This is a genomic window from Paracraurococcus lichenis (assembly GCF_030657435.1).
GTDB lineage: Bacteria > Pseudomonadota > Alphaproteobacteria > Acetobacterales > Acetobacteraceae > Paracraurococcus > Paracraurococcus lichenis.
Genome location: NZ_JAUTWS010000095.1, coordinates 1 through 14,866, shown reverse-complemented (window position 1 = coordinate 14,866; position 14,866 = coordinate 1). Strand labels below are relative to the sequence as shown.

General features: G+C 66.8%; 13 protein-coding genes and 2 pseudogenes. 6 read left to right on the top strand and 9 right to left on the bottom strand.

Translation table 11 applies throughout. The features are described from left to right. Together Q7A36_RS41820 and Q7A36_RS34610 are read right to left on the bottom strand one after the other, a co-directional pair. On the bottom strand, positions 1-247 hold a 247-nt coding region (locus Q7A36_RS41820), incomplete at its 3' end, for a transposase (protein ID WP_370655756.1). A 242-nt stretch (positions 248-489) separates the two neighbouring features. Beyond that, positions 490-1,758: an IS256 family transposase gene (locus Q7A36_RS34610; protein WP_305108364.1), complete on the bottom strand. Its 1,269-nt coding sequence runs from the start codon at positions 1,756-1,758 to the stop codon at positions 490-492. A 146-nt stretch (positions 1,759-1,904) separates the two neighbouring features. Here Q7A36_RS34610 and Q7A36_RS41815 point away from each other — a divergent pair. Next, positions 1,905-3,034: pseudogene (locus Q7A36_RS41815) on the top strand (ISAs1 family transposase). Positions 3,035-3,544: 510 nt separating this feature from the next. Here Q7A36_RS41815 and Q7A36_RS34595 read toward each other — a convergent pair. From Q7A36_RS34595 to Q7A36_RS34585, 3 genes are all read right to left on the bottom strand, one after another. Then, the gene (locus tag Q7A36_RS34595; RefSeq protein WP_305108362.1) at positions 3,545-3,856 is read right to left on the bottom strand and encodes an HU family DNA-binding protein; all 312 of its coding nucleotides are present in this window, start codon (positions 3,854-3,856) and stop codon (positions 3,545-3,547) included. 151 nt (positions 3,857-4,007) lie between these two features. Further along, on the bottom strand, positions 4,008-4,373 hold the full coding sequence (locus Q7A36_RS34590) for a hypothetical protein (protein ID WP_305108361.1): 366 nt from the start codon (positions 4,371-4,373) through the stop codon (positions 4,008-4,010). An 854-nt stretch (positions 4,374-5,227) separates the two neighbouring features. Then, positions 5,228-6,913, bottom strand: coding sequence for an IS1634 family transposase (locus Q7A36_RS34585; protein ID WP_305108360.1), 1,686 nt, complete (start codon positions 6,911-6,913; stop codon positions 5,228-5,230). 285 nt (positions 6,914-7,198) lie between these two features. On the opposite strand from Q7A36_RS34585, the gene Q7A36_RS34580 reads away from it, so the two are divergent. Together Q7A36_RS34580 and Q7A36_RS34575 are read left to right on the top strand one after the other, a co-directional pair. After that, on the top strand, positions 7,199-7,351 hold the full coding sequence (locus Q7A36_RS34580; RefSeq protein WP_305108359.1) for a hypothetical protein: 153 nt from the start codon (positions 7,199-7,201) through the stop codon (positions 7,349-7,351). 229 nt (positions 7,352-7,580) lie between these two features. Next, positions 7,581-7,736, top strand: coding sequence for a hypothetical protein (locus tag Q7A36_RS34575; RefSeq protein ID WP_305108358.1), 156 nt, complete (start codon positions 7,581-7,583; stop codon positions 7,734-7,736). A 753-nt stretch (positions 7,737-8,489) separates the two neighbouring features. On the opposite strand, the gene Q7A36_RS41810 is transcribed toward Q7A36_RS34575, so the two are convergent. Both Q7A36_RS41810 and tnpC read right to left on the bottom strand, forming a co-directional pair. Then, complete coding sequence (locus Q7A36_RS41810; RefSeq protein ID WP_370655755.1) at positions 8,490-8,741, bottom strand: DDE-type integrase/transposase/recombinase; 252 nt, start codon at positions 8,739-8,741, stop codon at positions 8,490-8,492. 93 nt (positions 8,742-8,834) lie between these two features. Further along, a complete protein-coding gene (gene tnpC / locus Q7A36_RS34570; RefSeq protein WP_305108357.1) occupies positions 8,835-10,274 on the bottom strand; it encodes an IS66 family transposase in 1,440 nt (479 codons plus the stop codon). Between the two features lie 109 nt (positions 10,275-10,383). Between tnpC and Q7A36_RS34565 the strand changes: the two are divergent. Together Q7A36_RS34565 and istB are read left to right on the top strand one after the other, a co-directional pair. Continuing rightward, a pseudogene (locus Q7A36_RS34565) lies at positions 10,384-10,935 on the top strand (Mu transposase domain-containing protein); the annotation flags it as partial. Beyond that, the gene (gene istB / locus Q7A36_RS34560) at positions 10,935-11,807 is read left to right on the top strand and encodes an IS21-like element helper ATPase IstB (protein WP_305108356.1); all 873 of its coding nucleotides are present in this window, start codon (positions 10,935-10,937) and stop codon (positions 11,805-11,807) included. The pseudogene Q7A36_RS34565 and the gene istB, both read left to right, overlap by 1 nt. On the opposite strand, the gene Q7A36_RS34555 is transcribed toward istB, so the two are convergent. Continuing rightward, positions 11,808-12,344 carry an NAD(P)-dependent oxidoreductase gene (locus Q7A36_RS34555; protein ID WP_305108355.1) on the bottom strand — a complete coding sequence of 179 codons (537 nt, stop codon included), beginning with the start codon at positions 12,342-12,344 and terminating at the stop codon, positions 11,808-11,810. Between the two features lie 285 nt (positions 12,345-12,629). Between Q7A36_RS34555 and Q7A36_RS34550 the strand changes: the two genes are divergently transcribed. Next, complete coding sequence (locus Q7A36_RS34550) at positions 12,630-12,965, top strand: hypothetical protein (RefSeq protein WP_305108354.1); 336 nt, start codon at positions 12,630-12,632, stop codon at positions 12,963-12,965. 7 nt (positions 12,966-12,972) lie between these two features. Here the strand turns inward: Q7A36_RS34550 and Q7A36_RS34545 are convergent, their stop codons facing one another. After that, entirely contained in the window at positions 12,973-13,344 is a 372-nt protein-coding gene (locus Q7A36_RS34545; protein ID WP_305108353.1) for a DUF4112 domain-containing protein, read from the bottom strand. Between the last annotated feature and the right edge of the window lie 1,522 nt (positions 13,345-14,866).

The window sequence follows — 14,866 nt, the reverse complement described above, 5'->3', positions numbered from 1 at the left end:
TGACCTGCTCCCAGGTGCCGCGCCGGCGCCACTTGGCATAGTGGTAGAACACCGCCGTCCAGGGCGGGAAGTCATGCGGCAGGGCGCGCCACTGGCAGCCGGTGCGAAGCAGGTAGAACACAGCTTCGACGATCCGGCGCAGCATGTAGACTTGCGGATGTCCCGCCTGCGTTCCCGGGCAGAGCAGGGGGGCAAGGATCGCCCATTCTGCGTCGCTCAGGTCGGATGGGTAAGAACTCGATGTCATGCATCAAAGATGGTGTCGAGGTTCTTTCTATGCGATGCTTACCGAGGCAGATTTTACGCAATAAAATTGTTTAACAGCCTCTAAGACACTGAGCCGGACGGAAGCCAGGGCTGTTCAACGCTGTGCGGTAGCGGGGGGTGAGTCCTCGCTGCCACAGGTCGGCGGAGAACGGCGCCGGCGCGGTGATGACGGGATTCCCGGATCGCCGGAGCTATGCGGGAAACTGGGTGACGGCCTGCTGATCAGGCGGCGGTCTTTGCCGGCGTCTGGATGACCTCGACGCCGTCGCGGAACCTGACACCCTGCACAACCTTCGGCAACTGGTTCTCGCCCTTCAGCCTGCGCCAGCTCTTGGCAGCCGCCATCACGAGCTTGAACACCATCAGCCGGGCAGTGTCCTGCGACAGCGCACCTTTGCTTCGGACCGTGCGGTGTCGGACGGTGGCGAAGACACTCTCGATCGGGTTCGAGGTCCGCAGATGATCCCAGTGTTCGGCTGGGAAGTCGTAGAAGGTGAGCAGCGCGTCGCGGCCCTTGAGCAGGCAGCTGACCGCCTTCTCGTACTTGGCCACGTACTTCTCGGCGAAGGTGGTGATCGCCGCCTCGGCGGTGGCGCGGTCGGGCGCCTGCCAGATCTCGCGCAGGTCCTGCTTGGCCGCGGGCTGGACGGACTTCGGCAGCTTGTCCATGACATTGAAGGTTTTGTGCACCCAGCAGCGCTGTTGCCGGGTCGTCGGGAAGACCTCCTCGAGCGCCTTCCAGAAGCCGAGCGCGCCGTCGCCGATGGCCAGATCGGGTGCGATGGCCAGACCGCGCGCCTTCAGCCCGGCCAGCAGCTCATGCCAGCTCTGCGCGCTCTCGCGCACCCCGACCTGAAAGCCGACCAGTTCCTTCGTGCCCTCCGGCGTCGCCCCGATCAGCACCAGCATGCACTCGGCCTGCGGCTCCATCCGCGCCTGCAGGTAAATGCCGTCAGCCCAGAGGTAGACGTAGCGCCGCGCCGACAGGTCGCGCCGCTGCCACCGATCGTAGTCGGCCTGCCAGGTGTCCCGTAGCCGCGCGATCGCCGCCGGCGACAGGTTCGGTGCCTCCTTGCCCAGCAGGGCCGCCAGCGCCTCCTGGAAGTCACCCATCGACAGCCCGCGCAGGTAGAGGACCGGCAGTACCGCCTCCAGGCTCCGCGTCCGCCGTGCCCAGCGCGGCAGCAGCGCCGAGGTGAAGCGGATCCGCTCCTCCTCCGGGCCAGCACCACGGTCGCGCAGCTTCACCCGCCGCACCGGCACCGGCCCAATCCCGGTCTGCACCAGCCGCTCCGGCCCATAGCCATGCCGGACCAGTCGCTCGCGCCCGTCCGGCAGCCGCAGGTCCCGCATCTCCGCCAGGAAGGTCTCGACCTCCGCCTCCACGGCCTGCGCCAGTAGCCGGCGGGCGCCGTTCCGTAGCACCGCGGTCAGCGGGTCCTCCACCTCATCCGGCTGACGCAGGGCAACCACTGTGGTATCGCTCGTCATGGCGTATCGCTCCTTCGGGAGGTTCTGGTAGGCTCGTCACCCGCCTCGATACGCCGCCTTCCTCAGCCCGCCATCACCCAATTTCGGCCATAGCTCGGATCGCCGAACCTCTGACTCATAGGGCGGCAACCGAGGGGGAGGTTGCCGTGACCGCGTTCGCGCCGCTGCTGGGCCTGCTGGAGGAGGTGCCCGATCACCGCCGGGCGGAGGGCAAGGTCTACCAGTTGGCGTACGTCCTGCTGTTCTCCATCCTGGCCATCGTCAGCGGCGGTAACTCGTATCGCAGCATCGTCACCTTCATCGAGATGCACCGTCTCCGGTTGAACGAGGTGTTCGGCCTGAGCTGGCGGCGAGCGCCGGCGCACACCGCCATCCGCTACATCCTGCAAGGTTTGGACTGTGACGCGGTGGAGACAGCCTTCCGTGGCCACGCCAAGCTGTTGCAGGCGGCCCACGCCAAGCCTGACGGGGGTAGTCTGGCGATCGACGGCAAGACCCTGCGCGGCAGCTTCGACGCGTTCCGCGACCGCGCTGCCGCGCACCTGCTCGGCATGTTCGCCACCGACACGGCGCTGGTGCTGGCGCACAGCGAGGTCGACGAGAAATCCAACGAGATCCCGGCTGCCCAGGCGCTGCTCGCCGAACTCGGTTTGGCTGGCCACCTGGTCACGCTCGACGCCCTGCACTGCCAAAGGAAACCTTCGAGCTCGCCGCAAAGGCCGGAGCCGACCTGATCATACAGGTCAAGGACAACCAGCCCACCCTGCATCAAAAGGCCAAGGACCTCTGCGCCAGCGCCACCCCGCTTTCCACGGCCAGTAGCCGTGATCGGGGGCGCAACCGCCAGGAGGAGCGCAGCGTCGCCGTCTTCGATGCTGCCACCGCCTTCACCGACACCGAGTGGGCATCCCTCATCGGTGCCGTGATCCGCATCGAGCGCGACGTTCTCACCCGCAACGCCAAGACCGGTCTCTGGACCCGCTCCTCCGAGACCGCCTTCTATCTCGCCACCACCGTGATCCCAGCTGTTCGCGCCGCTTCTGCCATCCGGGACCACTGGAAGGTCGAGAACACCTCGCACTACACCCGCGACGTCACCATGGGCGAGGATCGCTCCCGCATTCGCTGCAAACCGGGCATCTTCGCCCGCCTCCGCAGCTTCGCCTTCAACATCCTCAAGGCCAACCGCCGAAGCTCACTGCCGCAGGACCGCTACCGGGCCGCCATCGGTGGCGTCGACTACCTCCTCGGCCTCCTCAACATTCCACAGCGTTGAACAGCCCTGGGACGGAAGCAGAGCTGCTGGTTCCCGGCGGTTGAGCGCGAACACACTCGGTGAAGAGGTTCATCAGGGCGATGTCACTCAGCACCAGAACGGTACGGCTCCCATTCGTGCGGCGGTTCCATGGACCAAGGTGTTGGCGCGACGGCCAGGTCGCTGCTCGAGAGCAGCCGCAAGGACCTCGCCATCCAGGCCCTGGCGGCTTCGGACACGGTCAGCGCCTCGCCGCCCAGCAAGGGGTGAGCCGCAAGTGCGTCTATCATCAGGCACACAAGGCTCCTACGGCGCTGGATGAAGCCGTCATCTTTGAAAGCTCGTCGAGGAAGCCGTCGATCAGCTGAAATGGTCCGGCTCATGGCTGAAGACAAAGGCCGCAGCCACTTGCCAGTGGCGATGAACAAGATGACGGCCCGTCCGGCGTCCGGCGTGGCGGTAGCAACAAGCAAGACCGAAGCCCTGTGCCTGCCGCACACTGCTGCCGGTCACGACTGCACCCCGCCCCAGTCAGCCGCGAGCTGCCTTCCGCTTTGCCTTTTTCAAGCCGGCCAGCGCGTCTTGCTTCAGGTTCGGGCTCGCCTTGAACTTTACCGTGGCACCCGCCTTGACCTTGACCTGCTCGCCGGTGCGCGGGTTCAGCGCGGTGCGCGCCTTGGTTTCGCGTACAACAAACCCGCCGAACTCCGGCAGGGTGAAGCGGCCGGTGGTGATGATCTCGTCGCGAATCGCGCCGATGATGTCGGCGGCAAGCGCACCGGCCCGGCTGGCCGGCATGCCGGTGGACTCTACAATGACGTCGGTCAGGAAGCGCTTGGACAAGGGGCAACTCTCTCACGCGCCGACGCACCATGCGGCGGCACCGCTGATTGCCTTGACCTGCAGCCCAGCGTCAAGGAATTGCGGTCCCAGACCGTGCTCGCCTCACGCCTCCGACAGGTTCTGCATGGCCGACCGATCGACACAATGACTGCTACGCGGCGTGGTCGGTCTCGATTGGGTCGAGCCCGAGCTCGCGCCGCAGGTGGCCGTAGCGCGCTGGGTCCATCGCGCGACGGTCCTGCAGCAACACCCGCAGCGCCGCGAGCCCAGCCGGGGTGAAGAACGCGCGCGTGCCGAGGATGCTCACCGGCTCGGGCGAGAGCGCGACCAGCCCGCGCTCGATCAGACCGGTCATCACCTTCGGGATCTTGGCCTGCCCCGCCTGCGGGCCGGTGCGCCAGCGGCGGAGGAAGATACCCTTGGCGAGCGACGGAAAGGTGCCGAAGCGCTGGCCGAACTCACGCCGGATGAGCTCGCGCTCGGCGGGGCTGAAAGTGTTGGCTTCGGAATGGGTCATGCCCCCAGACAAGGCCATCGCCGGCCCTCGCCGCAAGGGCTCTCGCAGGTGCCGGTCAGATCTTCCAACCGGGTCCTGGCGTCGCCAGTGTTCGTCCGGGCGGAGGCTGACGGCCCGGGCCAGGTGCGGGAAGCCTGCTCCGCATGGGTCACCGTAGCGCCAGATGCCGCCGAGACGGAGGCAGTCGTCCGCGAGGGCGTCGAGCACACGGGCAGGCCAGCATCTGGCCCAAAGCGGGCGGTCAGCCTGGCAAGGCCGTAGCGGCCAACCCTGTCGCAGGATCGGCAGTCGTCCAGGACCGCGGCGCCGGGGTAGTCGCGCAGGAGCCAGGCGCCGCTGCCCCGCCCGCGCTGCGGCATTGGCGGCGGCGCTCACCGTGGCTGCTGGCGCGGCGGCAGTTGCCCGTGCTCCAGCCAGTGGTCGATCACGGGCGTGATCGGTGCGGGAACAGGCGTCCCTTGTTGCGGGATGTGAACCGCGCTGTCAGGCATTGGCGTCGTGTCGTGGCGCGCCGAGTGTGCCGGCCGGCGCAGGCTGAACCTGAAGCAACGAGCAGGCTCTGAACCGAAGCGTCGCCACCTCGAAAGACACAGGACGGTATGGGTTGGCTTTCATTGGCCTGCCCGCGATAGAAGATAGAGTATCACCGCCCATAAACGAAGCACCAATACACTCTGAAAGCGGCACAAATTACAAATTGACGGCGTATAGTAGCTTAATGTGCCCCGCCCGGTATTGCATGATACTATTTCTTTGCCCGACTTCAACAGTACCTTCGCAAAGATTGTTTCGGGGCAATAGCTTAGCCCAGCCTCCCCGGCTGTTTGCACTACATTGTCGCGTAAAGGTTGAGGTCAGGCGGCCTGTTCGCGTTGGTGCGGCGGCAACGCCACGCCGGCGGCCTGGAACACCAGCCCCACCTGACCCTCAACCTGGGTCCGGGTGGTGATCCGTTTGCCGTCCTTCTCGATGCTGGCCTCCTGCAGCCGATCGAGATGGCGGATCAGGTCAGCCCATTCGACCTCGACACCCTTGGCTCGGCACAGGCTGTCGAGCTCCTTCTGCAGCACGAGGGCGAGGAAGGAGCAGAAGACATGGCCGCGGATGGCCGCGTCGGAGGAGTGGTAGATCGGTCGCGTGCGCAGCACGGCCTTGGTTTTGCGGAACAGGGTTTCGACGGCCAGGAGCTCGCGGTATCTCAGCATCGCCTGCAACGGCGTGACGCGGGCGTTGGTGCGCAGCACGAAGATGCCGTCGTATCTCGCTTCCTCGGCCAGCTTGCCGACATCGACCTCGAAGGCCGGCCCTGACTTGGCCTTGCCGCCCTTCGCATTTGTTGGAGCGACGCGGCGCAGGTAGCGGCGGTAGGCGGAGTTGCCGATCAGTGCCTTGTCTCCGCGCTGCAGCTGCTGCTCGAGACCGGCGATGATGGCCTGTCGGTCGGCACGGTCCTTCTCAGCCTCGGCTTCGTTGCGGCACACGATGTAGCGCTTGCCGGCGTGCCGCACCTCCTTGGCAAAGAGCTGGGTTTCCGCGCCATTGGCGCGCTCGACCAGCAAGGGAGTGAACGGGCCATCGTCGGCCAGCACCACCTCGCGCACCACGCGGTCGGTGCGCTCGCGGGCGCCGAGGATGTACTCGAGGCCGCGCTCTTCGAGACCCTCGATGGTAGCGGCCGAGATCATGCCGCGGTCAGCGACGACGCACACCCGGCCAATGGCAAAGCGATGACGCAGGCGGTCTATCGTCGGCAGAAGGACGCTGACATCGGCTGTGTTGCCGGGCATGATTTCCGTGCAGATCGGCCGTCCCTCGTTGTCAATCACCACGCACAGGATCAGCTGCATCAGGTCGGGCCGGTGGTCCTTCGAGTGGCCCCGCTGACCCAGTGTCTCCCCGCCCGCGCCCTCGAAGCTGATGGACGTGGTATCCATGAACACGACGGAGAGCTCGCTGAACAGGTCGCGCCGGCGGGCGAACAGCGCCTCCTCGATCTGGTCCTTGACGCAGCGTGGGGCGAAGGGCGTGGCGTGCGCCTGATCGCCGTACAAGGCGTCCAGCTCCTCGCCGAGCCAGGCCATGGCACGGTAGAGGTGGTGCAGCGCCAGGCCATCCACGTCCGGGACGGCGTAGTCCTCGATCCACTTGTCGCAAGCGCGGTCGGAGCCGGAGACGAAGAGCCGGTGCAGGACGGTGGCGAAGATGGCGCGCTCGACGTTGAACTCGAAGCCGCGGCTGGCGAGCAGCTCCTTGATCACCGCCGCGCAGCCGGTCTGCTCCCATAGGCGTCCGAACAGCAGCGGGCCGCCGATGCGGCGGCAGGCGATTGCGCCCGTGGCCATCTGCGAGAGGATGATGCTGTGCTCGCTGTGCCGGGCGAGGGACTCCAGCAGGCGCTCGAGCCCGCCATTGGCGGCGAGGAGGTCCTTGCGGCCGAGCGGCTGGAGGATGCGCTGGCGGATGCGGCCGCCGGGCTCGCGGACGCTCTCGACGAGGTAGAGGTATCGGTGGCCGCGGGCGGCCTTCTCGACGACGAACACGGGCCTGTTTTGCGCGGCTAATGCGCAGAAAGCAAGGTATTTCCTTGCGCTTCAGGTCATATGTTTTCACTACAGCCCGGCGCAACTGAAAACCGGCCCTGAGCACGATCAACGCCTTACGCTCCACCGTTCAGGGTATGTTCGACTGGTACTGTTGAAGTCGGGCCAAGCTTCACCTTTCGCCCTCTGCCACGCCTGGGCTCGGGCCCGACTGCCCCGGCAATGGCCGTCCATTTGCTGATGAACGTACCCTTGACGGGGAGACGCCTCATGTGAGCCCAGCAGATGCGCTGGAGCCGGGCGACGGTGCAGCCCTTCCTGGACGTCCGCACGGCGGTTCTGAACGGCACGCTCGAGGCTGCCTTCCGGCAGAGCTACCCGGGCTTTCGTCCCCCTCCCCCCGAAGGTCAGCAGCAGGCCATGGCAAAGGCAGCCTGATCAGCCCCACAACTTTGCATGCTCTCTCATGCATCAGTTCCGCGGCAAGGCAGACGGCCGGCGCTCCGTCGCACCCTCGCGCAAGCTATGGACCGCCTTGCGGACGCTGAACGACTACCTGCTTGGCTAGAGCGACTGGCTGGTCAACTACGCCGAGCGGCAACGGGCGGGGCAGCGGGTCGGCACGGCTCTGATCGAGGGCACGGCCAACTTCCTGGTGAACCATCGGATGGCCAAATCGCAGCAGATGCGCTGGACTCGGCTCGGTGCCGACCGGGTGCTCCAGGTCCGCTGCGCCGTCTACAACGGCATGCTCGGCACCGGCTTCGGGCAGCGCTTCCAAGCTGCCAACGATCAGCACCCGGCAATTGCCACCGCAGGGTGACCCCCAGAGATGCGGCAGTCCCCCTTGTCGACCTGAACAGCACAGCCACTTATCTCCAGTTCTCGGGAGAGTTAAAGTGGAGAACTTCGATGTTATGCGTGAAGCGCGGGCCGCCGGCCTCACAAATCGCATTTATATCGGGCGCGTTGTTCTCTGGGGCGGACTGGCTCTCGCCCTGTTAAGCGCCGTCGCCGAGGACCCCAGGCCGGCAGGAATGGGTACATTGCTCGCTTGTTACGGTGCATGGATCATCCGGCGGGTAGTCAAAATACTCTCGGCAGCACCGCTTCCAAGCCGCGAGGTTGGAGGTGCGGCCAACCGCGTTTCCCGTTGACCGTAACCGTGCTCCGCGAACCGAGTCCTTCCGGTTTCCGTCGAACAAACGCAAGGACGCGGCACAGACCGCCGCTACAACAAATCCTTATGCTGTACCCAGAAGGCTATCCAAGCAAACACCATCAATATCACCATGCTAACTCTGGCCCACGGTGGGCTCCATTTGCTAAAAATTACGAATGGAGTCGCCAGGATAATTGCTATCAGCGAGACGGCCATTTGGGTCGAAACGAGATTGTTCATAGCTTCCGCACCGAAGGAATGTACGACAGTACGTGTCCCTTGTCGAGCCGCGCATTCACCACGTCTGCGACCATCGTTAGCGTATTGAATGATCGACCATCCAGCGGTGGCCTGGCACGGTTCTGTCAGAAATCGTGCCAGACCCGACGACGTGAGGCGAAAGCCAAGATCAGCTCACGCTGCTTCGAGAATGGCGAGCACACTGGTGGCACGACGGAGGTGAAGTAGGCGACGGCGGCGGGCAGAGACGTATTGGTTGTGGCGAGTGCAGGGGCGGAGGAAGTTGCGGAGCTCGTCGTAGCTTCGACAGAACCGCTCCGCTGACGCGAAGCTCTTGAAGCCCCGCATACATCGTGTTCGGCCTTTGACGCCCCGGTGGTCCTGCTCCAGCCTGTTGTTTTGTATTTGCTCACGCTCCCCTGGCACGTCGAGCGCATCAGGGTGCCGGCTGTGCGGAAGCTACGGTGAGATTGCGTGACCGATCCTGCACGTGATGAGGTCGGTGACGAGCAAACGGAATCACGCCGCCGTCGGCAAGGGCTCTCCCTTGAGGGTAAGGCGGAGGGCCTGGAGAATGCCAAGGCCACGTCGTCGAGCGGTCTCGAGGACCGAGCGGACATCGGCATAGAGGTCAGCACCCCAGACGGAGCGGAAGCCGTTGGTGATCTTGCGGAAGATCACGCAGGGCCGCAGCGCCTGTTCGGAGCCGTTGTTGGTGGGAGACACCGCGCGGTCCGTGAGGAAGACGAACAGGTTCTGCCGGAAGCGCTTGATGATGCGCTGCAGCTTCAGCCCCGGTTTGTTGTCCGGCACGATCTTGAGCAGCTCGTCCAGCGCGCGTTGCAGCCGGCCGTGGTAGGCGGCCAGGGTGGCATCGGCGAGCCGCGCGCGGCGATGCGCGATGCGCACGGCGCGTTGCAGCAGATGCTTCATGCCGGGAGCAAAGCCAGCATCGCCGGCGTCGATCGCGTACTGGATGTCACGCAGCAGATGGGCAAGGCAGACCTGATGCTCGCGGCTGGCCCAGCCTCTCTGGGCACCGAGGCGGTCGGAGATCCAGACTGCCGGGCGAACCTCGCCGAGGAACTCGCGCACCACCGCCTTGCCGCGCGAGGGGCGGATCAGAAAGCAGGCGCTGTCGGCGTGGTGGAACACCCAGGTCCTGAAGGTTCTCTTGCCAACCCGCATGCTGGTCGCGTCGGAAGCCAGCACCGTGCTGGCCAGCAGCCGCTGCTTGATCAGGCCGGTCTGCGCTGCGAAGGCTGGCACGCTGTCCTGCAGCAGGTTGGCCAACGCCCCCTCGCTGATCTCCAGTCCGAACAGGTCACGCAGCAGCCGCGCCAGGCGCTCGAACGGGATGGCCTGGCCGAAGCGCAGGTAGAGCACGAAGGCGCGCAGGTTGGGGCCGAACGGCGAGCCCGGCTCCAACCCGGCCGGGGCGGCTGCCTTGAAGCGCCCGGCGCAGCAGGGGCAGACGCCGCCGTGCAGGACCACCCGCGTCACATCCGGGGTGATCTCGGGGATCTCGACACGATCGTAGGTCTGCACTGCCACCTGCTCCACCTCCCCCAGGTCGGCGCGGCAGTGTGGGCAGTGCTCCATCCGGATCGCTTCGCAACGCGTTGGATTGGGGTGCAGCGGCCGATGCGCGCCGGCGTGCACCCTGGACTTGGCGCTGGGCTTGCCGTCGCCATTCGCCTTGCGTCCCTGCGAGGGCGGCGTGCCAGAGTTGTTCGGCGTCTTTGGCGGCGCCTGCAGCTTCTCCCGCAAGGCCGCATTCTCCGCCTCGAGCACGGACACTCGGGCCACCAACGCGTCGACCCGCGCGAGCAGGGCTGCATTCTCAGCTGCCAGCACCTTCTCTCGGGCAGCAAGAGCGTCGACCCGCGCCAACAGCGTCGGGCAAGGCGCGTCCTTGTCAGCATCCGGCAGTGCAAGGGGATTGGACGACGAGACCACGGATAGGGTGACTCACATTCCGGACCCCAGCGCAACAGGAATCGAACCGTGGCTTCCGCGCAATCGCCACCCGAACGCCCTGCGCGTGGTCAGGGAACGTGAGTAATTACAGGTCGAGCGGCCCTTCCGCTACATCCGCGAGGATTTCTTCCTCGCCCGCAGCTTCCGCAACCTCGACGACCTGAACCAGCAGCTGCGCCACTGGCTCGACACCGTCGCCAACCCGCGGGTGCACGCCACCACCCGCCGCGTGGTGAACGAGGCCTTCGCCGAGGAGCAGCCGACGCTGCGCCTGCCAGTGGGCCCCTACCGCGCCGTGCTGAAGCTCGAGCGCCGGGTCTCCCACGAGGGGATGGTGAGCGTCGGTGGCAATGCCTACAGCGTCCCCGACACCACCCGCCGCCGCGTGCTGGAGGTGCACTCCCTGGTCGACGAGATCCGCATCCTCGAGGACGGCGTCGTCATCGCCAGCCACCTCCCGCTCGAGGGCCGCGGCAACACCCGCATTGACCCGGCCCACCGCAGGGCCAGGGCACGCGCCAACCGCGCCGGCGCCGACGCGCCGGTCGTGATGCCGCGCGCCGGTGACCAGGTCGCTCGCCGTTCGCTCGACTTCTACGACGCCGTCGGCCGGGCCCTGGCCATCCAGGGCAGCGCCTGATGCCAGGCGCTGATCCGACGCTGTCCACCGTCGACCGCATCAAGCGCAGCCTGGTCGGGCTGCGCATGCCCCGCGCCCTCGAATGCCTCGATGCCGTGCTCCGTCAGGTCGAGCGCGGCGAGATCGGCACCCTCGAGGCCATCGACACCCTGCTGATCGACGAGCTGACGCTGCGCGAGAACCGCCGCATCAAGACCGCCCTGGTCATGGCCAGGCTGTCGACCATGAAGACCCTCGCCGGCTTCGACTTCGCCTTCCAGCCCTCGCTCGACCGCAACCGCATCCTCGCCCTGGCCGGGCTCGACTTCATCAGCCGTCACGAGGTGGTCCACTTCACCGGCCCGCCCGGTACCGGCAAGTCCCACCTCTCCATCGCTCTCGGCATCGAGGCGGTGAAGGCCGGGCGCAGCGTGCATTTCGTCAGCCTTGCCGACCTGGTCGGCACCCTCGCCAAGGCCGAGCGTGAAGGCTCACTCCGCGAGAAGATCCGCTTCTACAGCCGCTTCGCCCTGCTGATCGTCGACGAGATCGGCTACCTCCCTGTCGTCCCTGGTGGCGGCAACCTGTTCTTCCAGCTGGTCAACGCCCGCTACGAAAAAGGCGCTATGATCCTGACCTCCAACCGCGGCTTCGCCGAATGGGGCCAGATCTTCGGCGACCCCGTCGTCGCCACCGCGCTGCTCGACCGTCTCCTCCACCACGCCGTCGTCGTCCAGATCGAGGGCGCCAGCTACCGCCTCCGTCAGCATGAGGAACTCGTCCCCGAGCACGTCCGCTCCAAAGCCCTCATCCAGCCGCCACCGGCACTTCCGCCGAGACGCCGCGGCCGGCCATCGAAACTCCAGGGAGCCGTCGATCAACACGCCGGCTGATCACCGACACCCAGCCAGTGGGGAATTTTGCCGGCCCACTTTCGGGGACTTTCCACAGCCCGTTGACAGGACTGCCTTGCCGATAGCCTCGAGCAGGGGCCTGGCGGTTGCGACGGCCTCATCCGCGCCGGCGGCAAGGACGAAGAGCTCGCGCCTGGCGGCGGCGTCTGGCCGGCCGAACACCGGCGCGGACACGAAGCGTTGGCCGGCTGCCGCATGCGCCGCTGTCAGTCGCTCGGACAAATCGACGCTGATCGTACTCGATGAGACGTGGAGGGCGCCCGGCGGCAGGCTCGCCAGCAGGCCGGCCTCGCCCCGGGTGACAGCCTCGAGCGCGGCGTCGTCGGCCAGCATGGTGATGACAGCCTCGCCGTGGCAGGCCCCGGCAATGTCGGCCGAGGCTCGGGCACCCTGGGCAAGCAGGGCTTCGGCCTTCGCCGGGGTGCGATTGTAGACCGTGACCTCGTGCCCGGCCTGCAGCAGGTTCGCCGCCATGCCGGATCCCATCCTGCCGAGCCCGATGAAGCCAACCCGCATGATCTCTGCTCCTTCCTGATGCTACCGGCGCCGCCCGTCTCCGCCGGGCAGGCGTCGTAGTTGGAATCCTGGCGGATAGCCGGCATTCGATCAGAGCGCCGCATCCGTCTGGGCGAACGCCGGGCCGTGGTTCCTGCTGCGCGGCTTCGTGGTCCCTGGCGCCGGTCGGGTTGGGGCGTTTTGCAGACCGATGCGCGGCGCCGCCCCACGGGCCTGCTGGCCGTCGCCTTGGCGAGGCGGTAGGGCAGGGGGCATGCGCGGCCCCATCGGCAGGCTGAGCGGCTGATGGCCATCCGCCTGCGCACCACGATCAACACCCACCTGGAAGACCGCGGCGTCACCAAGCCGGCGGCGATCGGCGTTGCGGTCGGCCTGCCCGCGACCGAGGCGGCGAGCCTGCTGGGCCGCTGGCAGTGGCGCGCCGGCGACATAGCGGCCCTGCAGGCCGTGGCCAGGCGGCTCGGGCTGGTGGAGATCGTGCCGCCGGACAGCAGCGGCCCGCGGGGCAAGACGGAGGCCTCGGGAGCCTGCCTGCCGTGCCTGCCCTCGGCAGCTCCAGGAGCGGCGCCGCCCGCGCCATGCTCTCAGCCTTCTCTCGGCGCAGACCGCTACGGCGGGTGACGGGCGATCAGGCTCCCCGCGCGAGGTGCTTCCGAAGCAGCGCCATGTTGCGCCGGTTGGCCCGGAAGAAGACGTCCACCGGGACCGCGCTGATCATCGCGTCCAGCCCCACATTGCCGATCATGCGCAGCACCGTCCCGGTCGAAATCCCTAGTCGGCGCGATGCCCAGATTAGGTAGGCCGAGATAGCGGTGGACACGACCGGTCCGACGCCTGGCAGCAGGCTCAAAAGCGCGTCCGCCCCAAAGCGGATCCCGGTGCCGGGGATGCGCCATCGGCTGTCGAGGAGGTCGGCGATGGCCTCCAGCCGGGCGCGCGAGCGCGCGTCCGTTGTGGCGCGTGGCGCTGCGGAGTGGGCCAGGGTTGCGTTGCGGATCATCAGAGCCTCGGCTGGGCGGTTCCAGCGGGGAACGCCGCAGACGCGGTCCTGGTCCCGGCCGTCTGTCTTGCTCTGGGTAAGTGGAGGGCTTTGAGCTCTGCGTCGGCTTCCGCCCGTCGCGGGTAACAGTGGCGCCGCCCTGGCCACGGGCCGCCTGCCGCGCCCGACTGTCCCTGGGCGCGCGCAGCCGCCCCGGCCAGCAGTCCCGGCGGGTGCCCGGCGACGCATGCCCGGCCTTTCCACCTGCCGGTCCCGGGCTGACCGGCAGTGCGTCTCACCTCTGATAAGACCGGGTTATCGGAGGTTAGTCGGCGGCGCCCAAATTCGGGAAATCCGCGACAGGACAGTCGCTTATCGGCCGCCAGCGCTTCGCCAGCAGCATGGCTGCAGATCCCGCTTCTCACTCACATGTGAGTGAGATATATTGTATGCGTTCAGGCGATGCCTTGGACGTCTCCTCCCAGTGTTCTGCGCCGCGACCTGGGGTCGGGCGCGCGAAACACCACTCGGGCCGGTGGGCAACCATCGGCCCTTCTTTTTGCCCGCAGCGCAACGGCGAGCCGGTCGGTGTACAGTCCCGCCGGCAGGCAAATCAGTTGCAGGCCGCGCAGGTCAGCAGGCCACGTCGCTCACGCGCCGGCTCGACCAGGTAGCCGCAGCGGAGGCAGTTCGCGCCCTCTTCTTCCGCTGCGAAGGGGTCAGCGAAGCTGCGTGCGACAGCAGGCGCCGGCGCCGTCTTATCGCTCCGGGGTTTGCGCTGTCTCGTCACCACGGATTCGGCAGGCACCGGGTTAGAGGGCGTCGATGCTGGTGCGGCTTTCGCTGGCACGGGCTCCCACCACGGCCGCATGAGGTGGCCGACTGGTGCTGCCGGCTGAGGAGCAACCGGCGGCTCCGGCGGCTCTGGCGTCGTGAGCGGCGGCTTGGAGGAGTTGGCGTGGAAGCCGTCGGGCCAACTCTCCGCCCGCACGCTCCACGCTGGCGACTGTGGGCGCTCCTCTTCCGGCTGGGCCGAGCCTTTGCGAACATGGACGACCTCGACCACCCTCGTTCGGCTGCCTGCAGGTCCGCCCCGACGGGCGGGAGCGGCGATAAGGCGCTTCTCGGTGGTGAGCATCTTAGACCCCTGGCGCACTCGGCCAGGGAAAACGCGATCTGTATCGGACATCGAGTTCCAGGACGATGGTGCCGTAGCGACACCGGTAGACTGCGAGTGTACGTGCTCGGGAGCATCCATCCCAGGACCTAGCAACTCAACTTCTAGTGGCTTTCCTCTTTGAACCAATCCCGCCACCAGACCAAGCTCGGGATGCTTTCAGCAATCCACGGCAGCTTCGACAAGTCGCCCATAACTGGGGGCTTTGGTGAGGCTCCGAGTCGCTTGGCGTCCGCCTGTCACCGCCCTGGGCCTGCGCACAGCCTCAAGTGGGGGCTTTGGTGAGCGAATTGGGGGCTTTGGTGAGCTAGGGAACCCTGATTCAACGGTTTAGGGTGGTTGTCCCGGGGGCTTTGGTGAGCAAAC

Bases quoted from the DNA above. Each gene is read 5' to 3' on its own strand.
- istB (WP_305108356.1), top strand. From the start codon at position 10,935: ATGCCAGGCGCTGATCCGACGCTGTCCACCGTCGACCGCATCAAGCGC.
- Q7A36_RS34590 (WP_305108361.1), bottom strand. From the start codon at position 4,373: ATGACCCATTCCGAAGCCAACACTTTCAGCCCCGCCGAGCGCGAGCTC.
- Q7A36_RS34575 (WP_305108358.1), top strand. From the start codon at position 7,581: ATGGCCAAATCGCAGCAGATGCGCTGGACTCGGCTCGGTGCCGACCGG.
- Q7A36_RS34555 (WP_305108355.1), bottom strand. From the start codon at position 12,344: ATGCGGGTTGGCTTCATCGGGCTCGGCAGGATGGGATCCGGCATGGCG.
- Q7A36_RS34610 (WP_305108364.1), bottom strand. From the start codon at position 1,758: ATGACGAGCGATACCACAGTGGTTGCCCTGCGTCAGCCGGATGAGGTG.
- Q7A36_RS34550 (WP_305108354.1), top strand. From the start codon at position 12,630: ATGGCCATCCGCCTGCGCACCACGATCAACACCCACCTGGAAGACCGC.
- Q7A36_RS34545 (WP_305108353.1), bottom strand. From the start codon at position 13,344: ATGATCCGCAACGCAACCCTGGCCCACTCCGCAGCGCCACGCGCCACA.
- Q7A36_RS34580 (WP_305108359.1), top strand. From the start codon at position 7,199: ATGCGCTGGAGCCGGGCGACGGTGCAGCCCTTCCTGGACGTCCGCACG.